25 protein-coding genes and 1 pseudogene are annotated in these 26,597 nt (G+C 75.0%); 7 read left to right on the top strand and 19 right to left on the bottom strand.

Annotation, left to right across the window (positions count from 1 at the left end; all coding sequences use genetic code 11):
• Positions 1-125: pseudogene (locus tag DQ240_RS22040) on the top strand (integrase core domain-containing protein); the annotation flags it as partial.
• Positions 126-171: 46 nt separating this feature from the next.
• On the opposite strand, the gene DQ240_RS22035 reads toward DQ240_RS22040, so the two are convergent.
• The 8 genes from DQ240_RS22035 to DQ240_RS22000 all read right to left on the bottom strand — a co-directional run bounded on the left by DQ240_RS22035 (position 172) and on the right by DQ240_RS22000 (position 10,015).
• Positions 172-1,251 carry an SRPBCC family protein gene (locus DQ240_RS22035; RefSeq protein WP_113841853.1) on the bottom strand — a complete coding sequence of 360 codons (1,080 nt, stop codon included), beginning with the start codon at positions 1,249-1,251 and terminating at the stop codon, positions 172-174.
• A gap of 95 nt (positions 1,252-1,346) precedes the next feature.
• Positions 1,347-2,204: a xanthine dehydrogenase family protein subunit M gene (locus DQ240_RS22030; protein ID WP_113841852.1), complete on the bottom strand. Its 858-nt coding sequence runs from the start codon at positions 2,202-2,204 to the stop codon at positions 1,347-1,349.
• On the bottom strand, positions 2,201-4,693 hold the full coding sequence (locus tag DQ240_RS22025) for a xanthine dehydrogenase family protein molybdopterin-binding subunit (protein ID WP_113841851.1): 2,493 nt from the start codon (positions 4,691-4,693) through the stop codon (positions 2,201-2,203). The genes DQ240_RS22030 and DQ240_RS22025 overlap by 4 nt, the downstream gene beginning before the upstream one ends.
• Entirely contained in the window at positions 4,690-5,187 is a 498-nt protein-coding gene (locus DQ240_RS22020) for a (2Fe-2S)-binding protein (protein WP_113841850.1), read from the bottom strand. The genes DQ240_RS22025 and DQ240_RS22020 overlap by 4 nt, the downstream gene beginning before the upstream one ends.
• 182 nt (positions 5,188-5,369) lie before the next feature.
• Positions 5,370-6,596 (bottom strand): MFS transporter, encoded by a 1,227-nt coding sequence (locus DQ240_RS22015; RefSeq protein WP_233498906.1) that lies wholly within the window; start codon positions 6,594-6,596, stop codon positions 5,370-5,372.
• A gap of 50 nt (positions 6,597-6,646) precedes the next feature.
• A complete protein-coding gene (locus DQ240_RS22010; protein ID WP_113841849.1) occupies positions 6,647-7,951 on the bottom strand; it encodes a GAF domain-containing protein in 1,305 nt (434 codons plus the stop codon).
• A 79-nt stretch (positions 7,952-8,030) separates the two neighbouring features.
• On the bottom strand, positions 8,031-9,431 hold the full coding sequence (mftF, locus tag DQ240_RS22005; RefSeq protein ID WP_233498905.1) for a mycofactocin biosynthesis glycosyltransferase MftF: 1,401 nt from the start codon (positions 9,429-9,431) through the stop codon (positions 8,031-8,033).
• A gap of 26 nt (positions 9,432-9,457) precedes the next feature.
• Positions 9,458-10,015: a cysteine hydrolase family protein gene (locus DQ240_RS22000; protein WP_113841847.1), complete on the bottom strand. Its 558-nt coding sequence runs from the start codon at positions 10,013-10,015 to the stop codon at positions 9,458-9,460.
• An 86-nt stretch (positions 10,016-10,101) separates the two neighbouring features.
• On the opposite strand from DQ240_RS22000, the gene DQ240_RS21995 reads away from it, so the two are divergent.
• Complete coding sequence (locus DQ240_RS21995) at positions 10,102-11,103, top strand: iron-siderophore ABC transporter substrate-binding protein (RefSeq protein ID WP_113841846.1); 1,002 nt, start codon at positions 10,102-10,104, stop codon at positions 11,101-11,103.
• Positions 11,104-11,201: 98 nt separating this feature from the next.
• Here the strand turns inward: DQ240_RS21995 and mftE are convergent, their stop codons facing one another.
• On the bottom strand, positions 11,202-11,897 hold the full coding sequence (gene mftE, locus DQ240_RS21990) for a mycofactocin biosynthesis peptidyl-dipeptidase MftE (protein WP_113841845.1): 696 nt from the start codon (positions 11,895-11,897) through the stop codon (positions 11,202-11,204).
• A gap of 9 nt (positions 11,898-11,906) precedes the next feature.
• Entirely contained in the window at positions 11,907-13,187 is a 1,281-nt protein-coding gene (locus DQ240_RS21985; protein WP_233498904.1) for a multidrug effflux MFS transporter, read from the bottom strand.
• A 209-nt stretch (positions 13,188-13,396) separates the two neighbouring features.
• Here DQ240_RS21985 and DQ240_RS21980 point away from each other — a divergent pair, with 209 nt between their 5' ends.
• Complete coding sequence (locus DQ240_RS21980) at positions 13,397-13,876, top strand: pyridoxamine 5'-phosphate oxidase family protein (RefSeq protein WP_113841844.1); 480 nt, start codon at positions 13,397-13,399, stop codon at positions 13,874-13,876.
• A 42-nt stretch (positions 13,877-13,918) separates the two neighbouring features.
• Here DQ240_RS21980 and DQ240_RS21975 read toward each other — a convergent pair whose 3' ends face one another.
• The 4 genes from DQ240_RS21975 to mftA form a co-directional block, all read right to left on the bottom strand.
• Positions 13,919-14,734, bottom strand: a complete 816-nt coding sequence (locus DQ240_RS21975) for a mycofactocin-coupled SDR family oxidoreductase (protein ID WP_113841843.1) — start codon at positions 14,732-14,734, stop codon at positions 13,919-13,921.
• Positions 14,735-14,851: 117 nt separating this feature from the next.
• Positions 14,852-16,078 carry a mycofactocin radical SAM maturase gene (gene mftC, locus DQ240_RS21970; RefSeq protein WP_113841842.1) on the bottom strand — a complete coding sequence of 409 codons (1,227 nt, stop codon included), beginning with the start codon at positions 16,076-16,078 and terminating at the stop codon, positions 14,852-14,854.
• Positions 16,075-16,398 (bottom strand): mycofactocin biosynthesis chaperone MftB, encoded by a 324-nt coding sequence (gene mftB / locus DQ240_RS21965; protein ID WP_233498903.1) that lies wholly within the window; start codon positions 16,396-16,398, stop codon positions 16,075-16,077. The genes mftC and mftB overlap by 4 nt, the downstream gene beginning before the upstream one ends.
• An 8-nt stretch (positions 16,399-16,406) precedes the next feature.
• Entirely contained in the window at positions 16,407-16,526 is a 120-nt protein-coding gene (gene mftA, locus DQ240_RS21960) for a mycofactocin precursor MftA (RefSeq protein ID WP_113841841.1), read from the bottom strand.
• A 125-nt stretch (positions 16,527-16,651) separates the two neighbouring features.
• Here mftA and mftR point away from each other — a divergent pair, with 125 nt between their 5' ends.
• Positions 16,652-17,254: a mycofactocin system transcriptional regulator gene (mftR, locus tag DQ240_RS21955; protein WP_113841840.1), complete on the top strand. Its 603-nt coding sequence runs from the start codon at positions 16,652-16,654 to the stop codon at positions 17,252-17,254.
• 38 nt (positions 17,255-17,292) lie between these two features.
• Here mftR and DQ240_RS21950 read toward each other — a convergent pair whose 3' ends face one another.
• Positions 17,293-18,495: a cysteine desulfurase-like protein gene (locus DQ240_RS21950; protein WP_113841839.1), complete on the bottom strand. Its 1,203-nt coding sequence runs from the start codon at positions 18,493-18,495 to the stop codon at positions 17,293-17,295.
• Between the two features lie 43 nt (positions 18,496-18,538).
• Between DQ240_RS21950 and DQ240_RS21945 the strand changes: the two genes are divergently transcribed.
• Positions 18,539-19,003: an SRPBCC family protein gene (locus DQ240_RS21945; protein WP_113841838.1), complete on the top strand. Its 465-nt coding sequence runs from the start codon at positions 18,539-18,541 to the stop codon at positions 19,001-19,003.
• Positions 19,004-19,048: 45 nt separating this feature from the next.
• Here DQ240_RS21945 and DQ240_RS21940 read toward each other — a convergent pair whose 3' ends face one another.
• On the bottom strand, positions 19,049-19,252 hold the full coding sequence (locus DQ240_RS21940) for a hypothetical protein (RefSeq protein WP_113841837.1): 204 nt from the start codon (positions 19,250-19,252) through the stop codon (positions 19,049-19,051).
• Between the two features lie 35 nt (positions 19,253-19,287).
• Positions 19,288-20,703, bottom strand: coding sequence for a bifunctional 3-(3-hydroxy-phenyl)propionate/3-hydroxycinnamic acid hydroxylase (locus DQ240_RS21935; RefSeq protein ID WP_113841836.1), 1,416 nt, complete (start codon positions 20,701-20,703; stop codon positions 19,288-19,290).
• 131 nt (positions 20,704-20,834) lie between these two features.
• Between DQ240_RS21935 and DQ240_RS21930 the strand changes: the two genes are divergently transcribed.
• Complete coding sequence (locus DQ240_RS21930) at positions 20,835-21,962, top strand: NDMA-dependent alcohol dehydrogenase (protein WP_113841835.1); 1,128 nt, start codon at positions 20,835-20,837, stop codon at positions 21,960-21,962.
• Positions 21,963-22,014: 52 nt separating this feature from the next.
• Here DQ240_RS21930 and DQ240_RS21925 read toward each other — a convergent pair whose 3' ends face one another.
• Positions 22,015-23,715 carry an AMP-binding protein gene (locus tag DQ240_RS21925; protein WP_113841834.1) on the bottom strand — a complete coding sequence of 567 codons (1,701 nt, stop codon included), beginning with the start codon at positions 23,713-23,715 and terminating at the stop codon, positions 22,015-22,017.
• Positions 23,716-23,833: 118 nt separating this feature from the next.
• Between DQ240_RS21925 and DQ240_RS24455 the strand changes: the two genes are divergently transcribed.
• Complete coding sequence (locus DQ240_RS24455) at positions 23,834-24,709, top strand: helix-turn-helix transcriptional regulator (RefSeq protein WP_304551284.1); 876 nt, start codon at positions 23,834-23,836, stop codon at positions 24,707-24,709.
• 18 nt (positions 24,710-24,727) lie between these two features.
• Here the strand turns inward: DQ240_RS24455 and DQ240_RS24140 are convergent, their stop codons facing one another.
• Positions 24,728-26,596: an AAA family ATPase gene (locus DQ240_RS24140; RefSeq protein WP_113841833.1), complete on the bottom strand. Its 1,869-nt coding sequence runs from the start codon at positions 26,594-26,596 to the stop codon at positions 24,728-24,730.
• Position 26,597 lies beyond the last annotated feature (1 nt).

Genomic DNA, 26,597 nt, shown 5'->3' with positions numbered 1-26,597 from the left:
AATCAGCCCGCCGCAAAGCACTGCCGGGCTGGCTCCACGAGTACAACCATCACCGGCCCCACACCGCGACGGAGAACCGACCGCCCATCACTCGATTGACCAACCTGTCCGGGCAGTACAGCTAGCGGAGTCGCAGGGTGACGCCGTCCGTCACCCTGCGACTCCGACGGCTCAGCGGCGGCGGCGCCGGCGGACGACCAGCGTGATCACGAACAGCACCGCGGCCACGCCGGCCAGCGGCTTGGCGTAGCGGGTCAGCGCCGCGCCGCCGGCGACCTCGAGCAGGTCGATCGGCTCGGGCTCGGCGACGGGCGGGCGCATGGTGGCCGGGGAGCTCTTCGCCGGCCCGCCGGTGGCCGGACGCGTCGGCGGGGCCTTGGGGGCCGACGGCGGCGAGCTCGGCCGGGCGGGCACGTCGGAGGCACCGGGCACCCGGTCGGCCAGCGTCGCGTCCGAGGGCGGGCTGTCGGCCGCGACGGGCGTCCCGGCCGGCTCGCCGCCGGTGGCCGCCGGAGCGGTGTCGGTCGCGGCCGGCGCGGTGTCGGTCGCCGCCGGGGCCTGGTCGGTCGCGGCGAGAGCAGCCTTCTTCGCCGGCGCCTTCTTGGCGGGGGCCTTGCCGCCACCGCCCGCGGCGTCGGTCGCGGCAGCGGCGGTCTTCTTCGCCGCCGTCCCCGCCTTGCGGGCGGTCTCGGCGGCCGCGTTGTCCCCCGGCGTCTGCTCCACCGAGGCCGCGACCTCCTCGACGACACCGGTCACCGTCGACGCCGCCTTCGCGGCGGCGCTGCGCTCCGCGTCGCCCTGGGCGTCGCCCTCGCCGAGCTGGGCGGCCAGCTTGTCGGCGAACTGGCCGAGCAGCTTGTTGCCGACGTCGGTCATCACGCCGCGGCCGAACTGCGCCGGGCGGCCGGTGATGTTCAGGTCGGTGAGGACGTCGACCCGCGTGACGTCGCCCTCGGCGGCGAGCGTCGCGGTGACGACGGCGGCGGCGGTGCCGTTGCCACGCTGGTCCTTGCCGCGCGCGTCGATCACTGCCCGGTGCGCCGCCTCGTCCTTCTCCACGAACGAGGCCTTGCCCTGGTAGGTCAGGTTGATCGGCCCGAGCTTGACCTTGACCCGGCCGGTGAAGTCGTCACCGGTCACCGAGTCCAGCGCCGCTCCCGGCATGCAGGGGGCGATCCGCTCGATGTCCAGCAGCACCCGCCAGGCCTCGTCGATGGGGACCGGGACGGTGAACGAGTTCTCCAGCTGCACGGGGCGACCTCCTGACGGTGGACGGCCCGGCCGGCCCGCCGGTGGGGTCGGGCCGGCCGAGCCGGTGGAACACGATGACGGGGTTGTGTCTCACGCTACAGCCCGGCGGCTGCCGACACCGCCCTCCGGGTCAGCACCTGGGCGAGGTGCTCGCGGTAGTCCGCCTGCCCGTTCAGGTCGCTGCTGGGGCTGGTGCCCTCGGCCGCCGACCGGGCCGCGGCGGCGATCGCCTCGGCGCTGGCCTCGGCCCCGGCCAGGGCCGCCTCCGTGGCCCGCGCCCGCAGCGGGGTCGGCCCCATGTTGGTCAGCCCGATCCGCGCCTCGGCGATGTGCCCGTCCTCCCGGCGCACCGCCGCGGCCACCGCGACGATCGACCACGCCTGTGCGACGCGGTTGAACTTCTCGTAGCGCATCCCCCACTGCCCGGCGAGCTTGGGCACCCGGATCTCGACGAGCAGCTCCCCCTCCTCCAGGGCGGTGGTGAGGTAGTCGACGAAGAAGTCGGCCGCGGGCACCGTCCGCCGTCCGTTCGGGCCGGCGATCACGAACTCGGCGTCCAGCGCGAGCGCCACCGACGGCAGGTCGCCGGCCGGGTCGGCGTGCGCCAGCGCGCCCCCGAAGGTCCCCCGGCGACGCACCTGGCGGTCGGCCACCGTCTCGGTCGCCTGCGCGATGAGCGGTGCGTACTGCCCGATCAGCGGGTCGTGCAGGACGTCGGCGTGCGTCGTCATCGCGCCGATGACGAGCGCGTCGCCGTCCTCGCGCACGCCGCGCAGCTCGTCGACCCGGTCGAGGTCGACGACGGTCTCCGGCGCGGCCAGCCGCAGCCGCATGACGGGGATCAGCGACTGCCCGCCGGCGAGGATCTTGACGTCCTCGCCGCCGTCGGCGATCGCCTGCAACGCCTCGTCGACCGTGGTGGGCCGGGCGTAGGCGAACGGAGCGGGTATCACTGGACACCTCCCTGGGAGCCGGCGGCCGGGGCCTGCGCGGAGTCGACGGCCTGTGCGTTGGTGCGGTCGGGGGCCCGGTCGCCGCCGTCGCCTCCCGCGTGGACGGCCCGCCACACCCGTTCGGGGGTCAGCGGCATGCGGATGTCGGCGACGCCGAGGTGCCGGACGGCGTCGAGCGCGGCGTTGACCACCGCCGGCGTGCTGGCGATGCAGCCGGCCTCCCCGACCCCCTTGGCCCCGATCGGGTTGCCCGGCGCCTCGTGCACGGTGTTGCCCGTGTCGAAGTGCGGGAGGTCCGCCGCCGAGGGCAGCAGGTAGTCGACGAACGTGCCGGTGGTCAGGTTGCCGTCGGCGTCGTAGACCGCCTCCTCGTAGAGGGCCTGGGCGATGCCCTGGGCCAGGCCGCCGTGCACCTGCCCCTCCACGATCAGCGGGTTGACGATGGTGCCGACGTCGTCCACGCACGCGTACTTGCGGATCTTGACGAACCCGGTCTCGGTGTCGACCTCCATGGCGCAGATGTGCGTGCCGTGGGGGAAGGAGAAGTTCTCCGGGTCGAAGGTCGCCTCCGCGTCGATCGAGGGTTCGATCCCCTCGGGGTAGTCGTGCGCGGCGAAGATCGCCAGGGCGATCTCCTGGATGCCGAGCGAGGCACCGGGGGTCCCGCGGACGGAGAACTTCCCGCCGCTGAACTCCAGGTCGTCCTCGCTCGCCTCCAGCAGGTGCGCGGCGATCTTCCGGGCCTTGGCGATCACCTTGTCGGCCGCCTTGACCACCGCGGACCCGCCGACGACCAGTGACCGGGAGCCGTAGGTGTCCAGGCCGCGCGAGGCGATCGCGGTGTCGCCGTGCAGCACCTCGACGTCCTCGAACGGGACGCCGAGGGAGTCGGCGACCAGCTGGCTCCACGCCGTCTCGTGGCCCTGACCGTGCGGCGTCGAGCCGGTGACGACCTCGACCTTGCCGGTCGGGAGCATCCGGATGGACGCGTGCTCCCAGCCACCCGCGCCGAAGGAGAGCGAGCCGAGCACCCGCGAGGGGGCCAGCCCGCACATCTCGGTGAAGGTGGAGAACCCGATGCCCAGCTGGACCGGGTCGTTGGACTCGCGGCGGCGGCGCTGCTCCTCCCGGAGCTCGTCGTAGCCCAGCAGGCGCAGGGCCTCCTGCGTCGCCGTCTCGTAGTCCCCGGAGTCGTAGGCCAGGCCGGCCACCGTGGTGAACGGGAACTCGTCGGCGTTGATCCAGTTCTTCCGGCGCAGCTCCAGCGGGTCCATGCCGAGCTCGACGGCGAGCTCGTCCATGATCCGCTCGACGGCGAAGGTCGCCTCGGGCCGGCCGGCGCCGCGGTAGGCGTCGGTGGGCACCTTGTTGGTGAAGATCCCGTCGCACTCGAAGCGGTAGGCCCCGAACTTGTAGATGCCGGGGAACATGAACGCGCCCAGCGCCGGGACGCCGGGGGTGATCAGCCGCAGGTAGGCGCCCATGTCGGCCAGCAGGCGCACCCGCAGGCCCTTCACGTTGCCCTCCCGGTCGGCCGCGACGTCCACGTACTGGATCTGGTCGCGGCCGTGGTGGGCGGTCATCAGCGACTCGCTGCGGGTCTCGGTCCACTTGATCGGCTTGCCCAGCCGCCGGGCCACCAGGAGGGCGAGGATCTCCTCCGGGTTGACCTGCAGCTTCCCGCCGAAGCCGCCGCCCACGTCGGGGGCGACGACACGGAGCTTGTGCTCGGGGATGCCGGTGACCATCGCCGCCATCACGCGCAGGATGTGCGGGATCTGGGTGGCCGACCACATCGTGTAGTTGTCGCCCTGCGGCTGGACGACGACCGAGCGCGGCTCCATGAACGCCGGGATCAGCCGCTGCTGGACGAACCGGCGGCTGACGACGACCTCGGCGTCGGCGAACGCCTGCTCGGTGTCGCTGCCCGTCCCCGCCTCGCCGGCGTCGAAGACGAAGTGGTAGCTGCGGTTGGACTCGGTGGAGTCGTGGACCAGCGGCGCCCCCTCGGCGATCGCCTCCTCCATGTCCAGCACGACCGGCAGCGGCTCGTAGTCGACGTCGATCAGCTCGAGGGCGTCGGCCGCGGCGCTCCGGCTGCGGCCGATGACGATGGCGACCGCCTCGCCGACGTGGTTGACCTGGTCGACGGCGATCGACGGGTGCCCGGGGTTGACCATGTCCGGGGTGACCGGCCAGGCGCACGGGATGGAGCCCTGCTCCTCGGCGAGGTCGCGGCCGGTGTAGACGGCGACGACGTTCGGCGCCTCCTTGGCGGCGGTGACGTCGAGCGCGGTGATCCGCCCGTGCGCGACCGGGCTGCGCAGCACGGCCATGTGCAGCATCCCCGGCAGGACCATGTTGTCGGTCCACGTCGTCCGGCCGGTGATCAGCCGGGCGTCCTCCTTGCGGCGGCGGGCCTGCCCGATCTCCTTCTGCGGGGCCGTGTCCGTCCCGCTGGCGGCCTGCGGCTCCTCGGTGACGGTCATGCCTGACCCCCCGCCGACCCGGACAGCTCACCGGCGGCCTGCTGCACCGCGCGGACGATGTTCTGGTAGCCGGTACACCGGCAGAGGTTGCCCTCGATGCCCTCGCGGATCTCGGTCTCGCTGGGGCTCGGGTTCTCGTTGAGCAGGTCGATCGAGGCCATGATCATCCCGGGCGTGCAGAACCCGCACTGGAGGCCGTGCATCTCGTGGAAGGCCTTCTGCACCGGGTGCAGCGCCGCGTCGGGGGCACCGCCGCCGGCCAGGCCCTCGATGGTGGTGACCTCGCGGCCGTCGGCCTGGACGGCGAGGACGGTGCAGGACTTCACCGCCTGGCCGTCGAGGTGGACCGTGCAGGCGCCGCAGTTGCTGGTGTCGCAGCCGACGACGGTGCCGACCTTCCCCAGCTGCTCGCGCAGGTAGTGGACCAGGAGGGTGCGCGGCTCGACGTCGTCGCTGTACGACGCTCCGTCGACACGCACGTTGATGGACGTCACCGAGGAACCTCGCTTCGTCGCAGGACTGGACGTCGCGACCCGGCGGACCGGGCGCTGCGCGAGTGTGTCAACGCGGGAGTGACCCAGGCCACGTCGTGCCGTACCGGCGACGGTCGGCGGCGCCGCTCGAGGGACGTCCGCGCAGGTCAGCGCGTTGCCGACAACGTTGCAGCGAGGTTGCACTACACCCGCTGACGGCGCTCCAGCAGTCCCGAGGCGACCAGGGCGACCAGGCCCAGGGCGGCGAGCCCGGCCCCCGCGAGGGACGGCGCCCGGTACCCGGCACCGGCGGCGATGACGACCCCGCCCAGCCACGCCCCCAGGGCGTTGGCCGCGTTCAGCGCGGAGTGGTTGAGCGCCGCGCCGAGCATCTTCGCGTCGACCGCGACCTCCATCAGCCGCAGCTGCAGGCAGACCACCAACACCGACGAAGCGACGGCCACGAGGAACACCGCGGCGAACAGCGTGGGGCCGGTGGACGAGGCGATCGACACCAGCGCGAGCAGCAGGCCCATCGCCACCGACGCCCCCACCAGGGAGGCGAAGAGCGCCCGGTCGGCCAGCCGGCCGCCCAGGACCGTGCCGGCCACCATGCCGAGCCCGAAGGTGAGCAGCACCCACGGGACGGCGCCGCGGGAGAGGCCCGTGACGTCCGTGGTCAGCGGCGCGATGTAGCTGTACAGCGCGAACATGCCGCCGAACCCGACGACCCCGACGGCGAGGGTGAGCAGCACCTGCGGCCGGCGCAGCGCGCCCAGCTCGGTGACGATCGACGCCCCCTCCGCCGGCGGGATCCGCGGGACGACGGCGACGACCGCCGCGAGCGTGATCGCGGCCAGGACGACGACGGCCCAGTACGCCGACCGCCACCCCAGGGTCTGGCCCAGCCAGGTGGCCGCGGGGACGCCGGCGACGTTGGCGACCGACAGGCCGAGCATCACGGAGCTGACCGCCCGGCCGCGCTGCTCCGGCACGACCAGCGAGGCCGCGACCAGGGAGGCGACACCGAAGTAGGCGCCGTGCGGCAGCCCGCTGAGGAACCGCGCGACCAGGAGCATCCCGTTGCCGGCGGCGAGCGCGCTCAGCACGTTGCCGAGCAGGAAGGCGGCCATGAGCCCGAGCAGCAGCCCGCGACGGGGCAGCCGGGTGCCCAGTGCGGCGATGACCGGCGCACCGATGACGACGCCGAGTGCGTAGGCGGAGATGATGTGCCCGGCGGTGGGGATGTCGACGGAGACGCCGTCGGCGATCTCCGGCAGCAGCCCCATGGTCACGAACTCGGTGGTGCCGATGGCGAAGCCGCCGACCGCCAGCGCGGCGATCGCGGCGACCACCCGACGGCGGGACGGCAGCGCCGCCGGCGCAGGGGCCACGGGCCGGGCGGGGGCGACGTCGGGGGCTGCGCTCACGTGTACCGGCCAAGGCAGCACGCGCGGCGGGCATTCCCCGCTGTGACGCGTCAGCCGGGGCGGCGGGCGTGTCGCAGCCGGCCGAGGTGGGCCGCGACGGCGGCCCGGCGCGCCGAGCCCACCGGCAGCACCTCCAGGCAGGCGGTCCACACGGCGACGTCCGCCTGCGCCTCGGGCAGCCGGCTGTAGCGCAGCAGCAGCTCCGGCCGGCGGGCGGTGAGGACGGCGGCGCGCAGCCGGCCGGCCAGCCGTTCCCGCGCCGCGGCCACGCCGGGGGCGGTCGAACGGGGCAGCACGGCTCCGGGATAGCGCTCGAGCGCCTCGGCCACCGCGCCGAGGTCGAGCAGCCGGCGGACCCGGTCCAGATCGGTGGTGAGCGGCCCGACCAGGCGGTAGGGACGCGAGCCGACCAGGTGTGCGCCGACCAGCCGGCGCAGCCGGGACAGCTCCGCGCGCACGGTGACGGCCGGGGCGTCGGCGCCGTGGCACTCGGCGGCCAGCTGCTCGGCGGTCCGCCCCTCCCCCGCGGCCTCGGCCAGCAGGAGCAGCAGCTCGGAGTGGCGCAGCGACAGCGGCAGCGGGCCGGCGGGCAGCACGAGCCGGGCGCGGTCCCGGCCGAGGACCTCCAGCCGCGCCGCGGGCCGCCGCACCTCCGGCGGCGGTCCGGTCCGGGCCTCCACCGCCGCGCGGTGCAGCCAGCGCAGCTCCGCCTCCACCGCGGCCACCGTGGCGCGGACGAGGGTCAGCATCTGCGGGCTGGCCACGTGGTCGCCGCCGGTGACGTCGATGGCCCCGAGGAGCTCGCCGGTGACCGGCGAGTGCACCGGGGCCGCCGAGCAGCTCCACGGCTGGACCGGCCGGCGGTAGTGCTCGCTGCCGTAGATCTGCACGGCGTGGTCCAGCGCCAGCGCCGTCCCGGGGGCGTTGGTGCCGGCGACGTCCTCGGCCCAGCGGGCGCCCTCGACGAAGTTCATCCCCGCGGCCCGGCTGCGCAGCCGGGAGTCGCCCTCCACCCAGAGCATCCGGCCGGTGGCGTCGGTGACCGCGACGATCATCCGGTCGTCCTCGGCGTCCTCGACCAGCAGCTTGCGGATCACCGGCAGCACCGGGGCCAGCGGGTGGGACGCGCGCAGCGCCTCCAGGTCGTCGTCGACGAGGTCGACCGGCGGCGCGGCGCCGTCGGGGTCGATCCCGCTGCTCAGGCTGCGCCGCCAGGACTCCCAGACGACGCTGCGGACCTGCTGCGGCGGGCGCGGGCCGGCCGTCACCAGCGCCTGGTGCGCGGCGCGCAGCCGGCGGGTGAGCGCAGCGTCGGGCCGCCCCTCGGGCAGCGCCAGCCACGGGGAGGCGGTCACGGTCTCGGACCAGGGATGTGGCTCATGTCACGACCATCGTCCCTGGTGGAGCGGCCGCGCACCAGGGCCCCCGGCCCGCTCACAGCGGAGGAGGGCTCGCCGGCAGCAGCGCCCGGGGGCTGCGGGCCCGCACGGCCCCGGTCCAGAGGCCCGCGCCGTAGGCGAGGTCCTCGGCGCGGCGGGCGGCGACGAACGGTGCGAGCCCGACGGTGCGGCGGTGCGGCCACCAGGCGGCGAGCCCGTCGGCGACGGCGGCGACCGCCAGGCCCGCGCGGGCACGGGGGGAGAGCACCGCGGCGGCGACCGCCAGCGGCCAGTGGTGCCGCAGCGCCGCCCGGGTCAGCGTGCGCCCGGCCGTCGCCGTCCCCCGTAGCACGAGTCCGCCGGCCAGGGCGACCGGCGGCCGGGCCCCGGGTGGGGTCAGCCGGCGGGCCAGGCGGGCCGTGGCGACGGCCAGCACCCCGGCCGCGCCGAGCCGGCCGGCCGGCCGCCCGGAGACGGCGAGGCCGAGCGCCGCGACCGACCACGGCGAGACGACGACCGGCGCCACGGCCGCACCGTGCCGCTGCGCCAGGAGGGCGGCCCCGGTGCCGTAGAAGGCACGGCGGCGCAGCCACGAGGTCACCGTCGTGGGGTGCTCGTGCGCGACCTCGGCGGCCGGCTCGTAGCGGACCCGCCAGCCGGCGGCGTGCAGCCGCCAGACCAGGTCGACGTCCTCGGCGACCCGCATCGACTCGTCGAAGCCGTCGCCGAGCGCGTCCCGCCGGACGAGCAGCGCGGCACTGGGGACGTAGGAGACCGCCGTCAGCGGACGGACCGACGCCGCAGCCGCGCCCATGTCGAGGGCGCTGACCGCCGTCTCGTACGCGGCGAGCCGCCCCGTCGGGGTCCCGAGGGCGACCACCCGCGGCGCCACCACCGCCAGCCGCGGATCGGCGAGGTGGCGGCGCAGCACCGGCAACCACCCCGGACGCGGGACGCAGTCGGAGTCGAGGAAGGCGACCAGCGGGGTGTCCGCGGCCCGCAGGCCGGTGTTGCGCGCGGCCGCCGGGCCCCGGGAGACGTCGCTGCGGAGCACGCGGGCGTCCGAGGCGGTCGCGACCGCGGCGAGCCCACCGGCGTCGGCCGATCCGTCGTCGACCACCAGCACGGGCACGCCCGCGGTGCCGGGATCCGCGCGCAGGGCGGCCAGGAGGCGCGCCACCCCCGCGGTGCGGTCGCGCACCGGGACGACGACGGTCACCGCCGTCCCGGGGTCGGGGAGCGCGCCCAGGTCGGGGTGGGCGACCCCGGTGTCCAGCAGCCGGCCGGCCAGGGCGGCCGTCGCCGGGTCCGTGACCAGCAGCCGGTCGTCCCGCAGCAGCTCCGTCGCGCGGGGGCGCAACCGCAGCAGCCGCAGCGGCGATCCGCCGAGCAGCGCCGTCCCGCCGTCCCTGCGGCGGACGCCCGGGTCCAGCCGGACCGTCCAGCCGTCGGGCAACCGGGCGTCCGGGACCGGCGGGACGCTCAGGCCCCGCCGCCCGACTCCAGGCCGCCGAGGACCTGGGCGGTGGTGGCCACCTGCACCAGCGGCGCGTAGCAGCCGAGGATCTGCAGCGTGTCATCGTGGGCCTCGTCGCTGGCCCCGGCGCAGGCGTCGGACACGACGCGCACCGGGACGCCGGCGTCGGCGGCCGGGAGCACGGTGGAGAGCACGCAGCAGTCGGTGGCCACCCCGGTCACGGTGATCGGCCCGTCGCCCACGATGCCGGCGAGCTCCGGCCCCCACTTGCCGAAGGTGATCGCGTCGAGCACCGGCGCCGGACCGGGGTCCTCGGCGAGCTGGTAGAGCGGCGCGTCCGGGGGCTGCAGCGCGAAGTCGTACTGCTCGTAGTAGTCGACCCAGGCGCCCTCGGGCTTCTCGGGCGCGACGAACCGGGTGAAGACGACGTGGTCGCCGAACGCCTGCACCAGCCGGCGGACGTTGGGGCGGATCTCCTCGAAGCGCGGCGTCGTCCACGGCGAGTCGGGATCACGGAACACCTGCTGCAGGTCGACGACGACCAGCCACCCCTCGGGACGCACCCCCCGAGGGTAACGAGACACCGTGACCTCTCCGTGACGGGTGTTGGTTAGGTTTGCCTTCCCTACATCGCCCGAGGAGACCCTGCATGTCGTCCCGATCCCCGCTCAGCGTGGCCGCCCTGGTGGCCGCCGCCGCCCTCGTCCTCGCCGGCTGCGGGGACGACGACCCCGACACCGACACGCAGTCCGGGGCCGGCGGGTCGTCGTCCGGCGGCGCCTTCCCGGTGACGATCGAGACGGCGTTCGGCGAGGTGACGATCGAGGAGGAGCCGCAGACCGTCGTGGCCCTGGGCTGGTCCGACGCCGAGACCGCGCTCGCCCTCGGCGTGCAGCCGGTCGGCGCCAGTGACTGGCTGGCCGTCGGCGGCGACGGGCTGGGCGAGTGGGTCGAGGAGTCCTACGACGAGGCCCCGGAGATGATCGAGACGCAGGAGCCGGACCTGGAGGCCATCGCCGCGCTCCAGCCCGACCTCATCCTCGACACCCGCTCGGACGCGACGCAGGAGCGGTACGACTCGCTGAGCCAGATCGCTCCCACGGTCGGCCAGCCCGAGGGCGTGGGGCCGTACATGACCACCTGGCAGCAGCAGCTGGAGCTCGTCGGTCAGGCCCTCGGCAAGGCGGAGGAGGCGCAGGTGCTCGCCGACGACCTCGAGCAGCGGATCGCCGATGCCGCGGCCGCGCACCCCGAGTTCGCCGGGACCGAGGTCGCCGTCGGCGCCTACACCTCGCAGGGCTTCGGCGCCTACGTGCGCGGCGACGGCCGGGTGGACCTCATGGAGGCCCTGGGCTTCGTGAACAAGGCGGCCATCGAGGACGAGGCCGGCGGCACCTTCTTCATCCCGGTCGGCGACGAGCAGGTGCCCCTGCTGGACTCCGAGCTGACCGTCGTCTTCCCGATCTTCGTCGAGGTCGGCGAGATCACCTCGAACCCGCTGTGGGGCACGCTCACGTCGGTGCAGGAGGGCCGGGCGGTCATCCTGGAGGACAAGACCGTGGCCGACGCCTTCTCGGCCGGCTCGGTGAGCGCCGTCGGCTACGCCCTCGACAACGCCGTCCCGCTGTTCGCCGAGGCCCTCGCCGGCTGAGCCCCGCCACGATCAGCTGACCTGATCATCGAGCGTCCTCCCTCACGTCCTGCGGTGAGGGAGGACGCCGCACGATCAGGGAGGCTGATCGTGGGACCTCAGTCCCTGAGCCGGCCGGTCGGGTCCACCTGCCAGGCCGCGGCTGCGGCGACCAGCCGGTCGGCCATCGCCGCCAGGTGCGCCGCACCCTCCTCGGCGCTGGCACCGGCCGGGTCGCCGAGCACCCCGTTCTCGCTGACCGCGCGTACGCCCTCGGCCCGCAGCCGCGGCAGCAGCTCGCCGATCGGCGTCCGGTCGCCGGCCTCCGCCCGCTGTCCCAGCACCCACTCGGGTTCCACGTGCAACATGAGCGACGTCTCGGTCCGGCCGGCGTGGGCGTCGCCACCGGGGACCCCGCACGGCCACCAGGCGACGTCCCGCCCCTCCGTGCGCAGCTGCGCCCCCGCCGTCCGCAGCGCGTCCAGGTTCCCGCCGTTGCCGTTGACCAGCAGCACCCGGCCGGCCCACCGGCAGGCCGAGCGGCCGTACTCCACCAGCAGCCCGGTCAGCGCCTCGGTGCCCAGCGAGACGGTGCCGGGGAAGTCCTCGTGCTCGCCGCTGGCCCCGTAGGCCAGCGCCGGGGCGAGCAGCGCCGCCTCCATCCGGTCGACCGCCGCGTCGGCGACGGCACCGGCGACCGCGGTGTCGGTGATCAGCGGCAGGTGCGGCCCGTGCTGCTCCACCGCGCCCAGCGGGACCAGCAGCAGCGCCGATTCGGGCAGGTCCGGCCAGGTCGCGGCGGCGAGGGAGCGCACCGGTCGACCCTAGTGAGCGACGACCAGCACCTCGTCGTCGTCCACCGGATCGGGCAGCTCCCACGGCCGCACCACGACGAGCAGGACGACCAGGGCGAGCGCCAGCGCGAGGACGACGACCGCGCCCATGGCCAGGGCGTCGTTCCCGAGCACCCCGACCAGCGGCGCGACGGCGGCACCGACCACGAACTGCACCGCGCCGAGCATGGCCGCGGCGGTGCCGGCGGTGTCGCCGTGCCGCGCCAGTGCCAGCGCGGGCGCGTTGGGCAGGCCGAGACCGGTGGCGAACAGCACCGCCCACATCGGGACCGCCACGGCCCAGATGCTGCCGGTGTCCAGCAGCGCGAGGCCCACCAGGACCGCGCCCGCGACGGCACCGCCCACGGTGGCCCCCAGCAGCACGCGCGAGGCCGACCACCAGCGCAGCAGCACCGGGTTGAGCTGGGTGGCGGCGATCAGCCAGACGGCACCGGCCCCGAAGAAGAGGCCGAACTCCTGCTCGTCGAGGCCGAACTCGTCCTGGTAGACGAACGCGGCGCCCGAGACGTAGCTGAACAGCCCGGCGATGGTCAGGCCGGCGACCAGGACGAGCCCGACGAACACCCGGTCCCGGAAGAGCGCCCGGTAGCCGGCCGTCGTGCTGCGCACCCCGACGGCCACCCGCCGTTCCGGGGGCAGCGACTCCCGGACGACGAACCACCCCACCGCCAGCAGCAGCAACCCGTACGCGGCCAGGATGAGGAAGACCCCGCGCCACGAGGTGTACCTCAGCACCTCACCCCCCAGCGCCGGTGCCAGGACGGGGAAGGCGCCGATCACGAGCATCAGCCGGGAGATCATCGTCGCGGCGGCGCGGCCGGCGAAGAGGTCGCTGATGACGGCGAGGGCGACCACCATGCCGGCGGCGGTCCCGACGCCCTGCAGCAGCCGCAGCACGCCGAGGACGGCGACGTTCGGCGCCACCAGGACCAGCAGCGAGGCGACGACGTGCAGGGCCGTCCCGGCCAGCAGGGGCGCGCGACGGCCGAGCGCGTCCGACAGCGGGCCGAGGACCAGCTGCCCCAGGCCCATCCCGATCAGGGTGCCGGTGAGCGTGAGCTGGACGCCCGCCGACGTCGTCATCAGGTCGTCGGCGACGGTCGGCAGCGCCGGCAGGTAGAGGTCGATCGTCAGCGGCCCGAGGGCGACGAAGGCGCCGAGCGTCAGGGCGGTGCGGGCCATGCCGGGCGGCGCCGGGGTGGCGGCGGTCGCCGCCTCGGCCGCGGCCGGCCGGTCGTGCGTCGTCGTCACGGGTGCGCTCCTGGTGCGGGGGCGGTCCCCGGGGGCGTGCGCACCCGGCTCGTCGGGCCCAAGCGGGCGGGCTCCCGCGGCATTCCCGTCCGCGGCGCGCCGTCGCCCATCTTCTCGTATGCCTGTCGGTACCGCGGCCCCGGGACACCGCGTGTCACGTGGCGGGCCGCCGGGCAGGGACGGGAGGACCGCCGACGAGAGGACAGGACATGAGCACCGAGGACGCCCACAAGGTCGCCGAGCTGATCAAGGGGGAGCGCTTCGGCTTCCTCACCACGACGACGCCCACCGGGACGCTGACCAGCCGGCCGATGACGCTGCAGGAGGTCGAGTTCGACGGCGACCTCTGGTTCTTCGCCGAGCGCGGCGCCGACTGGCTGGACCACGTCCGGACCTCGCCGCAGGTCAACGTGGGCATCGGCTCCGGTGGCACCTGGGTCTCGCTGACCGGTCAGGCGACCATCGTGGACGACGTGGCGAAGAAGAAGGAGCTGTGGAACGGCGGGGTCGAGGCGTGGCTGCCGCAGGGCCCCGAGGACCCGTCCGTCGTCCTGGTGAAGGTGGACGGCGACACGGCGGAGTACTGGGACAGCCCCGGTGGCCGGCTGGCCACCGCGTTCAGCTTCGTGAAGGCCAAGGCGACCGGTCAGCGGATCGACTCCGGCGAGAACGAGGTCGTCGACCTCTGACCCGCTCCGGGGAGGGCGGGCGGCGCCTGTCCTCCCCGGCGGTCACTTGGCGGTGAAGCCCGCGTCGACGGGCAGCGTCACCCCGGTCACGTAGCGGGCGTCGTCGCTCACCAGCCAGACGATGGCGTTGCTGATGTCGACGGCCTCGATCATCTCGACCGGCAGCAGGTTGGTCATGGCGCCGGCGATCGTCGGGTCCTCCTCCAGCCACTGCTGCATGAAGTCGTTGACCACCATCGGGGTGTTCACGCCGGTCGGGTGGACGGTGTTCACGCGGATCCGGTGCTGGGCCAGGGTGTTGGCGAACGTGCGCATGAGCCCGACGACGCCGTGCTTGGCCGCGGTGTAGCCCTGCCCGCCGGGGGAGTCCCCGCCGATGCCCTTGAGGCCGGCGGTGGAGCTGGTGATGACGATCGCCCCGCCGTCGCCCTGCTCGATCATCACCGGGGTCGCCGCGCGCACCGTGTTCCAGACGCCGGTCAGGTTGACGTCGACGACGTCGGCGAACTCCTGCTGGGCGTTGCTCTCGCCGCCCATCGGGGCGATGCCGGCGTTGGCCAGGACGATGTCCAGCCGGCCGAGTTGGGCCACCCCGTCGGCGACCGCCCGCTCGAGCGCGGCGAGGTCCCGGACGTCGGCCCGGCTGGCCACGATCCGCCGGTCGAGCGCCTCGACCTCGCGGACGGTCTGGTCGAGGTCCTCGGGTGTGGCCATCGGGTAGGGCACCGTGTCGATCTGGGCGCAGATGTCGACGGCGATGACGTCGGCGCCCTCCTGCGCGAGCCGGACGGCATGGCTGCGTCCCTGCCCCCGCGCCGCCCCGGTGATGAACGCGACCTTGCCGTCCAACTTGCCCATGGAGCGCCCCCTGCTCGGTGATGTGACGGGGACCACACGCTAGGGCGGGGGCCGGACACGCGTCCACCCCCGCCCGGAGCCGGGCGGGGGTGGACGATCACGCAGGACTGCCGGCTGCTACTGCATGCCCGCCAGGGGGGACTCGTCGCACAGCTTGGCCGGGATCGACGGGAACCCGAGCAGCGTCGGCTGGCCGCGGACGGGGCCGCTGTGCGAGTGGTCGATGTGGGACTTGGGGGCGACCCGGTCGGCGTCCCGGGCGGCGAGGGCGGCCTCGCCGTAGCCCTGCACGCACTCGGGGTCGGGACCGTCCAGCGGCAGGCCGGTGAAGAACTTCGCGGCCATGCAGCCGCCACGGCAGGCGTCGAAGTGCGCGCACTTGGTGCACGCGCCGCCGGTCTGCGGCGAGCGCAGCTCCTGGAACAGGTCCGAGGTCTGCCAGACGCGCTGGAAGCCGCCCTCGTCGCGCACGTTGCCGGCGAGGAAGTTCTCGTGGATGGCGAACGGGCAGGCGTAGACGTCGCCGACCGGGTCGATCAGGCAGACCACGCGGCCGGCGCCGCAGAGGTTCAGCCCCGGCAGGGACTGCCCGAGCGCCGACAGGTGGAAGAACGAGTCGCCGGTCAGCACCTGGTCGCCGTTGGCGAGCAGCCAGGAGTACAGCTCGCGCTGCTGGGCCTGGGTGGGGTGCAGCTGGTCCCAGACGTCGGCGCCGCGTCCCGAGGGGCGGAAGCGGGTGATCCGCAGCTGGGCGCCGTAGCGGTCGGTGAGCGCCTTGAAGTCGTCGAGCTGCCCGGCGTTCTCGCGGGTGACGACGACCGAGACCTTGAAGTCCTTCATCCCGGCCTCGGCCAGGTTCTCCAGGGCGCGGGTGGCGGTGGCGAAGGAGCCGGTGCCGCGGACCCGGTCGTTGACCTCGGCCGTCGCGCCGTCCAGGGAGATCTGCACGTCGACGTAGTCGGTCGCGGCCAGCTGCGCGGCGCGGGCCTTGTCGAGCTTGATGCCGTTGGTGGAGAACTTGACGCCGACCTGGTGGTCGATCGCGTAGTCGAGCAGGTGCCAGAAGTCCGGCCGCACGGTCGGCTCGCCGCCGCCGACGTTGACGTAGAAGACCTGCATCCGCTGCAGCTCGTCGATGACCCGCTCGGCCTCGGCGGTCGAGAGCTCGCGCGGGTCGCGCCGGCCGGAGGACGACAGGCAGTGCACGCACGCCAGGTTGCAGGCGTAGGTGAGCTCCCAGGTGAGGCAGATCGGGGCGTCCAGGCCGTACTCGAACTGGTCGATCAGCCGGCCACCGACGGGCCGCTCGGGCGCCGCGGGGCGGGAGGGGAGGACGGCGGTCATGCGGGCAGCTCCCTGGGTTCGATCATCTGCGAGCGGCTGAGGTCGGCCAGCGCCTTCACGTAGGCGGGCCGCTGGGCCTCGGGGACCGCGCAGGCGGCGAGCGTGGCGTGCACGCTCTCGTGGTGCTCCAGCGCCTCGACGACGCTGACCAGCAGCTTGGACTTCAGGAACGACAGCTTGCGGTTGCCGAAGTGGTAGACGAGCGCGCCGAACGGCTCGGGGCGCATCGCCACCGACCGGGCCCGCTGCCAGGGGAGCGCGGGGTCGAAGACGACCGCCGGCGGGTCCTGGTCCACGGCAGCGGGCTCGGTGGTGGTCACGTCCGGGCTCAGTAGACGCCGCACATCCCGTCGATGGAGACCTCCTCGACGAGGGTCTCCTCGACCAGCGCCTCCTCGGCGACGGCCGGGCTCTCGTTCTCGGTGCTGACGGTGGCCTGCTCGGGCATGACGCCTCCTCGGGATGGTGACCTGGGTCGCTCGCACGCTAGTGACACCCGGTGCCACAGGCAACACCGGGTGAAGCGGCGGCGCGGCGGTTCCCGCGACGGACCGGCCGGTACAGGATGGACGGGTGACCACCGCCCAGGCCGATCTGCGCGCCGACACCCGCGCCCGACTGGAGCAGGTGGCCCTGGAGCTGTTCACCGCCGAGGGCTTCGAGCGGGTCACCGCCGACGAGATCGCCGAGGCCGCCGGGATCAGCCGGCGCACCTTCTTCCGCTACTTCCCGACCAAGGCCGACGCCGTCTGGGGTGACTTCGCCGGTCACGTCGCCCGTCTGGAGGCCCGCCTGGCGGCGACCGCACCGTCGCAGCCGGTGCTCGCCTCCATCTGCGCCGCCTACCTCGAGGTCAACGACTACCCGCCCGAGCAGCTGCCGGCCCTGCGCCAGCGGATGCGGCTCATCCTCGGGGAGCCGGCGCTGCTGGCCCACTCGCAGCTGCGGTACGCCGACGTCGACCACGCGGTCGCCGCGCACGTCGCCCGGCGGACCGGCGTCGCGCCCGCGGCGCTGGTGCCCCGGCTGGTCGCCACGAGCACCCGCGCCGCTGCCACGACGGCGTTCGAGGTCTGGCTCGCCGGCGGGGAGCCGCTCGCCGACGGGCTGCGGCGTGCCTTCGACGAGCTCGCCGCGGGCTTCCCCGCACTGCTCTCCGCCCCCACCGGGCACTAGCGCACTTCTGCACGGGGCGGAATGGCGCTGTTGCCCGGTCAGGCGCTGAGCAGCTCCGCGAGACCGGCCAGGAGGCGGTCGACGTCCTCGTCGTCGGTGTACGGCGCCAGACCGATGCGCAGGCCGCCGGCGTCGCCGAGGCCGAGCCGCCGGGAGGGCTCGATCGCGTAGAAGGAGCCGGCCGGGGCGTTGACGTCGCGCTCGGCCAGACCGCGGGAGAGCTCGGCCGCCGGGGTCGCCGCCGCGGTGAGCAGCAGGGTCGGCGTGCGGTGCCGGGCCCGCGACCAGAGCGTGACGCCCGGCAGCTGCGCGAGGGCCTCCTCGAGACGGATCCGCAGCCGGTCCTCGTGCTCCTCGACGGCGGTCAGCCCCGCGACGACGCGCGCGCGCCGGTCGCCGTCTCCCCCGCCCAGGACGGCGAGGAACTCGACCGCCGCCGTCGTCCCGGCGAGCAGCTCGTAGGGCAGCGTGCCCAGCTCGAACCGCTCGGGGACGGCGTCGGTCGAGGGCAGCAGCTTGTCCGGGTGCAGCGTCTCCAGCAGCGCTGGGGACGCGACCAGGCAGCCCAGGTGCGGGCCGAGGAACTTGTACGGCGAGCAGGCGAAGACGTCGGCGCCCAGCACGGTGACGTCGACCGGGGCGTGGGCGGTGAGGTGGACGCCGTCGACGAAGGCCAGCGCACCGGCCTCGTGCGCGAGGGCCGTGATCGCCGGGACGTCGGGCCGGGTGCCGATGAGGTTCGACGCCCCGGTCACCGCGACGACGCGGGTGCGCTCCGACAGCACCGCTGCCACGGCCGACGGCTCGAGCTCGCCGGTCTCCGGGTCGAGGTCTGCCCAGCGGACCGTCGCGCCTCGTGCCTGCGCGGCCTGCACCCACGGCCGCACGTTGGCGTCGTGGTCCAGCCGGGTCACCACGACCTCGTCGCCGGGGCCCCATCCCGCGGCCAGCGTCCGCGAGAGGTCGTAGGTCAGCGCCGTCATGCTGCGGCCGAAGACGACGCCACCGGGATCACCGCCGACCAGGTCCGCGACAGCCGCGCGCGCGGCGAGGACGACGTCGTCGGCGTTGCGCTCGGCCTGGGTCATGCGCCCGCGGTTCGCGATCGGGCTGGTCAGCGTGGTGGCGACCGCCTCGGCGACCGGCGTGGGGACCTGCGAGCCCCCCGGCCCGTCGAAGTGCGCCGCTCCGGCACGCAGGGCGGGGAACGCGGACCGGACGGCGGCGACGTCGTAGCTCACCCGATCAGCATGCGGGGTGCCGGGCGACTGCGAGGATCCGGCCATGGAGAGCCTGACCCACAGCGACTCGGTCGTCGTCCGCACGACCCCGGAGGCGCTGTACGACCTGGTGTCGGACGTGACCCGGACCGGCGAGTGGAGCCCGATCTGCCGGGAGTGCTGGTGGGACGAGGGCGACGGGCCGCGGGTGGGTGCGCACTTCACGGGGCGCAACGTCACGCCCGAGCGGACCTGGGAGACCCGCAGCGAGGTGGTGGCCGCCGAGCGGGGCCGCGAGTTCGCGTGGGTGGTCGGCCCCTCGGTGGCGCGCTGGTCGTTCATCCTCGAGCCGGTCGAGGGCGGCACCCGGCTGACCGAGTCCTGGGAGTTCCGGCCCGAGGGGCAGGAGCTGTTCGTCGAGCGCTACGGCGACGGCGCGGCCGCCCAGGTCGAGGCCCGGGTCAGGGCCGCGCACGAGGGGATCCCCGCGACGCTGGCGGCCATCGCCCGCATCGCCGAGGCCGGCTGACCACGGCCGGCCCGGGCGGTCCACGCCCCGGGCCGGCCGACCGGATCAGGTGCCGGCGACGTTCCCGAGGCCGCCGCCACCGGCGAACTGGCTGGCCAGCTGCATGGGGTCCACCCCGAGCTCGCCGAGGACGCCGGCGTGCTCGTGGATGTCGACCTGGTCGGGCAGCTCGCGGTCGGCGCGGTCGGCCGCGTCGTCGTTCCCGCGGGTACGGAGGAGGTCCACGATCTGGGACTTATCGGTCTGCATACCGGAAGCCTTACCCGTCGTCCGGCGCCGCACGCTCAGGATGCGGACCGGATGATCCGGTCGGGCCGGACGACGACGGAGCGGGCCACCCCCAGGTGCGTGGTCAGCACGCCCCCGACGTCCTCCAGCCGGGTGCGCCGTCCGCCCGCGTGCACCGCGAGCCCCCCGCCGGGAGCCCGCGTCAGGGTCGCCGTCCCCGCACCGAGGACCTCGTCGACGGGGCACGTGCGGCCGGCGACGACGACCGTCGCGCGGGGTAGCAGCGTGCCCGCCAGCCGCCGTCCCGCCCGGCCGGAGCGCTCCACGAGCGGCCCGGCGTGCAGGGGCGGGGTGCGGCTGTCGGTGGCGAACGCCGCCACGGCGGGGATCCGGTCGATCCCGGCCAGCACCGCCCGCCGCACGGCGGCCGCGCTCCGGCCGCCGCCGGTCATGAGCGCGCCGACGAGGACGGCCAACCGCACGAGCGCCCGTGCGTGCGGCGCCCGCTCGGCCTGGTGGGTGTCGAGCAGCGTCTCGTCGGCCTCGCCGGAGACCACGGCGGCGAGCTTCCAGGCCGCCTGGTGGACGTCGCGCAGGCCGAGCCCGAGGCCCTGGCCGATGAACGGCGGCGTGAGGTGTGCGGCGTCGCCGGCGAGCAGCACCCGCCCGTCCCGCCAGCGGTCGGCGACCTGCGCCCGGTAGACGTACTCCGCCACCCGGACGAGCTCGGCCCGGTCCGCGCCGAACGAGGCGAGCAGGCCGGCCAGCGGGAGGTCCGCCGCCCCCTCCCCCGACGCCAGCCGTCCCTCGACGCGGTAGCGGTCGCCGGCCACGGGCATGAACGTCGCCGCCCGACGGGGGTCGCAGACCTGGTGCACCCCGGGCCACACCGGCAGCGGGTCGGCGGCGCGCAGGTCGGCGACCAGCCAGCGGGCGGGGCGACCGAGGTCGCGCATCCGCGAGCCGATCAGCCGACGGACCGTGCTGTTCGCGCCGTCGCAGCCGAGCACCGCCGAGGTCGTGACGGACCGGTCCGCCAGGTGCACGGTGACCGTGTGGCCGTGCTGCTCCAGGCCGGTCACCTCGGCGCCGCGCTCCACGCGGACCAGCGGCTGGGCCTCGACGGCGGCGCGCAGCAGGTCCTCCAGGTCGGGCTGGTGGAACATCGACGCCTGCGGCCAGCCGTGCAGGCCGGCTCCGGGGTCGCGGCCGAACTCCGCGAGCACCGCCGAGCGCGCGTCCAGCAGGCGCAGCCCCAGCGCCGGGCGGCTGATCCGGAGGAAGTCCTCGACGACCCCGGCGTCGGAGAGCGCGCGCAGCGCCTCGTCGTCCAGGTGCACCGCCCGCGGCTCCGCGTAGGGCTGCCGGTGGCGCTCCAGGACGAGCACCGGCAGGCCGCGGCGGGCGAGCAGCAGCGCCGCCGTCAGCCCCACCGGCCCGGCGCCGACCACGACCACCGCAGCGCCGGACACGCGATCAGTCTGCCCACCGACGCTGCACGACGTTGCAACCGGCGGCCCAGGGCTTGCGCCGCACCCGCCCCGGCGACAGCGTGACCGGCAGCACACCGCCCGCCGACCGCGGGCCGACGAGGGGACGACGCGTGAAGACCAAGGGTGCCGTGCTGTGGGGCGTGGGCGAGGAGTGGTCGATCGAGGAGATCGAGCTGGGTGACCCGCGGGAGGGCGAGGTCCAGGTGCAGCTCGCCGCCTCGGGGCTGTGCCACAGCGACGAGCACCTGGTCACCGGGGGCACGCCGGTCGCCTTCTACCCGGTCCTGGGCGGGCACGAGGGCGCCGGCATCGTGACGAAGGTGGGCCCCGGCGTGACCGGCCTGCAGGAGGGCGACCACGTGGTCACCGCCTTCATTCCCGCTTGCGGCCAGTGCCCGCCGTGCTCGAAGGGGATGCAGAACCTCTGCGACCTCGGCGCCAACCTGCTGGCCGGCACGTCGATCTCCGACGGCAGCTACCGCGTGCAGGCCCGCGGCAAGGACGTCATCACCATGTGCCTGCTGGGCACCTTCTCGCCCTACATCACCGTGCACCAGGCGTCGGTGGTGAAGATCGAGCCCGACATCCCGCTCGAGGTCGCCGCGCTGGTCGGCTGCGGCGTGACCACCGGCTGGGGCTCGGCGACGAAGGTGGCCGACGTCCGGCCCGGCGAGAACGTCGTCGTGATGGGCGTCGGCGGGGTCGGCATGAACGCCGTCCAGGGCGCGGCCGCGGCCGGCGCCAAGCGGGTCTTCGCCATCGACCCGGTGGCCAAGAAGCGCGAGTGGGCCATGGAGATGGGCGCCACCCACACCTTCGCCAGCATCGAGGAGGCCACCGGCCCGATCAACGAGCTGACCTGGGGCCGGATGGCGGAGAAGACGATCATCACGGTCGGCGACATCCAGGGCGAGGACATCGCCGCCGCGCTCAGCGTCACCGGCAAGGGCGGCCGCGCCGTCGTCACCGGCATGGGCAACGCGGCCAACGTCGACGTGAAGCTGAGCCTGTTCGAGCTGACCCTGCTGCAGAAGGACCTGCAGGGCGCGATCTTCGGCGGGCTCGCGCCGCGGGCGGCCATCCCCGAGCTGCTGTCGCTCTACCAGGAGGGCCAGCTGAACCTGGACAGCCTGGTGACGACGAAGTACTCCCTGGAAGAGGTCAACCAGGGCTACCAGGACATGCGCGACGGCAAGAACATCCGCGGGATGATCGTCTACACCGACGCCGACCGCTGACGTCGTGGAGTGGAGTCGCTCGAGTGCTCTTTCCGCACTCGAGCGACTCCGCTCAACCGCGGAGCTCGGGGAAGTCGGTGTCCGTGAACTCGGTCGGGCTGCCGGCCGGGGCCAGCTGCTCCTCGCGCTCCCGCAGCTCGACCCGGCGGATCTTCCCGGAGATCGTCTTGGGCAGCTCCGCGAACTCCAGCCGGCGCACGCGCAGGTAGGGGGCCAGCCGCTCCCGTGCGTGCCGGAGCACGGCCAGCGCCGTCTCCCCGGTCGGCTCCCAGCCCGGCGCCAGGGTCACGTAGGCCTTGGGGACGGCGGCGCGGACCGGGTCCGGCACCGGGACGACGGCCGCTTCGACGACCGCCGGGTGCTCGATGAGCACGCTCTCCAGCTCGAACGGGCTGATCTTGTAGTCGCTGGCCTTGAAGACGTCGTCGGTGCGCCCGACGTAGGTGATGTAGCCCTCGGCGTCCCGGGTCGCGACGTCACCGGTGTGGTACCAGCCGCCGGCCATGGCCTCCGCCGCCCGCTCGGGGTCGCCCTGGTAGCCGGTCATGAGGCTGAGCGGCCGCTGCGCGAGGTCCAGGCAGATCTCGCCGTCGTCCCCGGGCTGGCCGCTGACCGGGTCGACCAGCACGACGGGCACGCCGGGCAGCGGCCGGCCCATCGACCCGGGCTTGACCACCGCACCCGGGACGTTGCCGATCGAGGCCGTCGTCTCGGTCTGGCCGTAGCCGTCGCGCAGCGTCAGCCCCCACGCCCGCTGCACCTGCTCGATGACCTCGGGGTTGAGCGGCTCCCCGGCGGCGAGGACCTCGCGCAGCGAGCCGGCGCCGCCGGAGAGGTCGGCCTGGATGAGCATCCGCCAGACGGTGGGCGGCGCGCAGAAGGTGGTGACGTGCGCGCGGCGGAGGCGGTCGAGCAGGGCCGGGGCGTCGAAGCGCGCGTAGTTGTAGAGGTAGACGGTCGCCTCGGCAGCCCACGGCGCGAAGAAGCAGCTCCACGCGTGCTTGGCCCAGCCCGGGGAGCTGATGTTGAGGTGCACGTCGCCGGGCCGCAGCCCCTGCCAGTACATCGTCGACAGGTGCCCGACCGGGTAGCTGACCTGGGTGTGCTCGACCAGCTTCGGCCGGCTGGTCGTGCCGCTGGTGAAGTACAGGAGCAGCGGGTCGGGAGGGACCGTGCCTGGGTGGCCGGGCGGCTGCTCCGGCGCGCTGTGCGTCTCGGCGTAGGACGCCCAGCCGGACACCTCCCCGCCGACGACGATCCGCCCGTAGTCGCCGGGGACGTCGGCGAACTTCCCGGCGTCGACCGCGTTGGCGACGACGTGACGGGCGCCGCCGCGGTCGATCCGGTCGGCGAGGTCCGCGGGCCCCAGCGCCGTCGTCGTCGGCATGATCACCGCGCCGAGCTTCATCACCGCGAGCATCGACTCCCACAGCTCGACCTGGTTGCCGAGCATGAGGACGACGCGGTCGCCCTTCCGCACGCCCCGCTCGCGCAGCCAGCCCGCGACCTGGTCCGAGCGCCGGGCGAGGGTGTCGAAGGACCAGGAGCCCTCGGCGCCGTCCTCCTCGACGATCACCAGGCCGGGGCGGTCGACGCCGCGGGCGATCACGTCGAACCAGTCGACCGCCCAGTTGAACTCGCCCTCGATCTCCGGCCAGCGGAACTCCGCGACGGCCCGCGCGTGGTCGCCGCTCAGGGCGAGGAGCTGGTCGCGGGCAGCGCGGTACCGGGCGGTGGCCGGGCTCTCGGTCATCGTCGGGATCCCCTCTCGTCGTCCCCGCATCCTGGGCGCGCACCCGGGCCTCCACCACCCCCGGACGCGCCTGCCGATCTGCACTAATGTGGTCCAGGTCACCTCGATGGGAGCCGCCGTGTCCCCCTCTCCGGCCGCACGCCCCGACGACCGCGACGTGCTCCGCACCGCCGTGCGCGAGGTGCACGCGCAGTCGGGTATGAGCGTCGTCTTCGCCGGGCCGGTGCACGCCACCCCGGCCGGGACGGCGATCCGGATCGGCGAGCTGATCGGCGCCCGGACACCGCACCTGCGCGGCCTCGACGTCCGGGCCGGGGCGGGGCTGGGCGGGCGGGTCCTCGCCGACGGGCGGCCCGCCGGGGTGGAGGACTACTCGGGGTCCCTCGACATCACCCACGAGTACGACGGGCCGGTGCTGGCCGAGGGGTTGTGCACCGTGGCCGCCGTCCCGGTGCTGGTGGCCGGCCGCCCACGGGCGGTCGTCTACGCCGCCTCGCGCGAGCGCGGGTCGGTCGGGGACCGGGTGCGCGACGCGCTCGCGCGCGCGGCCCGGCGGATGACCGCGGAGCTGGCGATCCGCGACGAGGTCGACCGGCGGGTGGCACGGATGACGGCTGTGGCGGCTGCCCCGCCGGTCGACGACCAGCCGGCCCGCTGGGAGGAGGTCCGGGCGGTGCACGCCGACCTGCGGCAGGCCGCCCAGGACACCGCTGACGACGCCCTGCGGCTGCGCCTGCTCGAGGCGTGCAGCCGGCTGGCCGCCCTCGGTGCGCCGCCGGGTCCCGCCACCGCGCCGCCGGTCTCCCTCTCCCCGCGCGAGCTCGACGTCCTGGCCCAGGTGGCGCTGGGCTGCAGCAACCGCGAGGCCGCCGACCGGCTGTCGCTGCGGCCGGAGACGGTGAAGAGCTATCTGAGCGCGGCGATGACCAAGCTCGACGCGCACACCCGCCTGGAGGCCGTGGTCGCCGCGCGGCGGGCCGGGCTGCTGCCCTAGCTGTCGTGGTCACCACACCTAGCCGAGCAGGCGGGTGAGGGCCGGGCCCAGGTCGCGGATCGAGCGGACCATCTCCGCCGTCCCCCCGCCCCGGGCGGCCAGGGCGCGCGCGGCCTCCTCGGCCTCCGGCGTCGGCAGGGGGCACAGGACGTGCAGCCGGTCGATGCCGCCGAGCGCGGTCTCCGGCGGGTCCCCGGTGGTGTGCAGGCAGTCCGACAGGAGGACGGCGACCCGCTCGTCGGCCACCGCGGGAAGCAGCTGACCGCGGACGGCCCGCAGCGCCGCCGCGAGGTCGGTCATCCCGTGCCCCCGCAGGGTCACCAGGTGCTGCACGAGGTCCTCGGGTGCCCGGCGCTGCCCGTGCCGCTGCACCACGTCCACCTGCGCGCCGAAGGTCAGCACGCTGGTCTGCAGGCGCTCGTCGGCGGTGAGCACCACCCCGGCGGCGGCGACCGCGGCGATCGCCACCCCCAGGCCGGTCATCGAGCCGGACGTGTCGACGGCCAGGCACACCGCGCGGCGGGCGCCGGTCCAGGTCCGGGTGACCAGGTCCTCGGGGGCCAGCGCCCGGCCGGGGTCCCAGCGGTCCAGGGTGCGGTCGAGGTCCAGGTCGCCGTCCCCCCGTCGGTCGGCGACGAGCCGGCGGGTCCCGCGGGTGCGGGTCCGGCCGACGCGGCCCACCTGGACGAAGACGCGCGCCGCCACCCGCTGGGCCGCGGCGCGCAGCTCCCGGTCGGTGGCCAGCGCGAGGTCGGTCAGCAGCGCCGCCGCGGCGTCGGCGTCCTGCGCCATCAGGGCGGAGAAGGCCTCCTCGTCGAACTCCCCCACCTCGGGGCTGACCTCGTCGAAGGACTCGTGCCGGGCGGCCATCTCGCGGCGGCCGGTCTGCCGCCGCGCACCGCCGCTGCGGCGGTCGCGGCGCAGCGAGGACGCGGACTCCGGGCCCGCCTGCTGGTCGGCGGCAGGCGGGCCCTCAGCTTTTCCCGGCTCTCCTCCGTCCCCGGGCGGCGGCTCCTCTGCCGGTGGCGGCCCGCCCTCCGGCCAGATCTCGGCCAGGAGGTCGTCGATGACCGCCTCCGCGGTGCGCTCCACGCCGTCGGCGATGCGGATCCGGCCGGAGAGGGCAGCGTAGGCGGCGTCGCGGGTGGTCTCGCGGGCGCCGTCGTCGGCCAGCCCGGTCAGCCCGCGCATCTCCAGCAGGCCGCCGAGCAGCAGCACCAGGTCGATGGCGCCGCGCACCGAGGAGCCCATCCGGACGTCGCGGTGCTCGCGGGTGGCCCGGACCAGGCGGACGGCGAGCGCGGTGAGGTCGGCGGGGGCGCCGGTGACGGCACCGGTGATCGACCGCTCGCCGGCGGCGTCCTGGTAGCCGAGGACGACGCGGCACATCCGGTCGGCGATGGCCTGCCCGACGCGTGCGGTGCCGATGGCGTCGAAGGGGTTCATCGCCGCGATGAGCCGGAACCCCGCCGCCGCGCGCACGTGGCCCAGTCGCGGCACGGTGATCTCGCCCTCGGTGAGCACCGTGATGAGGACGTTGAGCGTCTCCTCCGGGATCCGGTTGAGCTCCTCCAGGTAGAGCAGCCCGGAGCCGCGCATCGCCGTCAGCAGGGGTCCGTCGGTGAAGCTCTCGGGCACGTAGCCGCCGGCGAGGACGGCGGCCGGGTCGTACTGGCCGATCAGCCGGGCCGGGGTCAGCTCGGCGTTGCCCTCGACGAAGACGACCTCCTGGCCGACGTCGGCCGCGATCGCCCGCAGCAGCGTCGACTTGCCCGTGCCCGGCGGTCCCTCCAGGACGACGTGCCGGTTGGTGCGCAGCGCGACGGTGAGCACCTCGCGCTCGCGGCGCAGGCCGATGACCGGGTGCGGCTGGGTTCCGGCGGTCACG

This window comes from Blastococcus sp. TF02A-26 (assembly GCF_003319125.1).
GTDB lineage: Bacteria > Actinomycetota > Actinomycetes > Mycobacteriales > Geodermatophilaceae > Trujillonella.
The sequence above is the reverse complement of the archived record's forward strand: the minus strand, read 5'-3'. Positions and strand labels throughout refer to the sequence as shown.

Bases quoted from the DNA above. Each gene is read 5' to 3' on its own strand.
- DQ240_RS21940 (WP_113841837.1), bottom strand. From the start codon at position 19,252: ATGCAGACCGATAAGTCCCAGATCGTGGACCTCCTCCGTACCCGCGGG.
- DQ240_RS22025 (WP_113841851.1), bottom strand. From the start codon at position 4,693: ATGACCGTCACCGAGGAGCCGCAGGCCGCCAGCGGGACGGACACGGCC.
- DQ240_RS21995 (WP_113841846.1), top strand. From the start codon at position 10,102: ATGTCGTCCCGATCCCCGCTCAGCGTGGCCGCCCTGGTGGCCGCCGCC.
- DQ240_RS21945 (WP_113841838.1), top strand. From the start codon at position 18,539: ATGGAGAGCCTGACCCACAGCGACTCGGTCGTCGTCCGCACGACCCCG.
- mftA (WP_113841841.1), bottom strand. From the start codon at position 16,526: ATGCCCGAGCAGGCCACCGTCAGCACCGAGAACGAGAGCCCGGCCGTC.
- DQ240_RS21975 (WP_113841843.1), bottom strand. From the start codon at position 14,734: ATGGGCAAGTTGGACGGCAAGGTCGCGTTCATCACCGGGGCGGCGCGG.
- DQ240_RS21980 (WP_113841844.1), top strand. From the start codon at position 13,397: ATGAGCACCGAGGACGCCCACAAGGTCGCCGAGCTGATCAAGGGGGAG.
- mftC (WP_113841842.1), bottom strand. From the start codon at position 16,078: ATGACCGCCGTCCTCCCCTCCCGCCCCGCGGCGCCCGAGCGGCCCGTC.
- DQ240_RS21925 (WP_113841834.1), bottom strand. From the start codon at position 23,715: ATGACCGAGAGCCCGGCCACCGCCCGGTACCGCGCTGCCCGCGACCAG.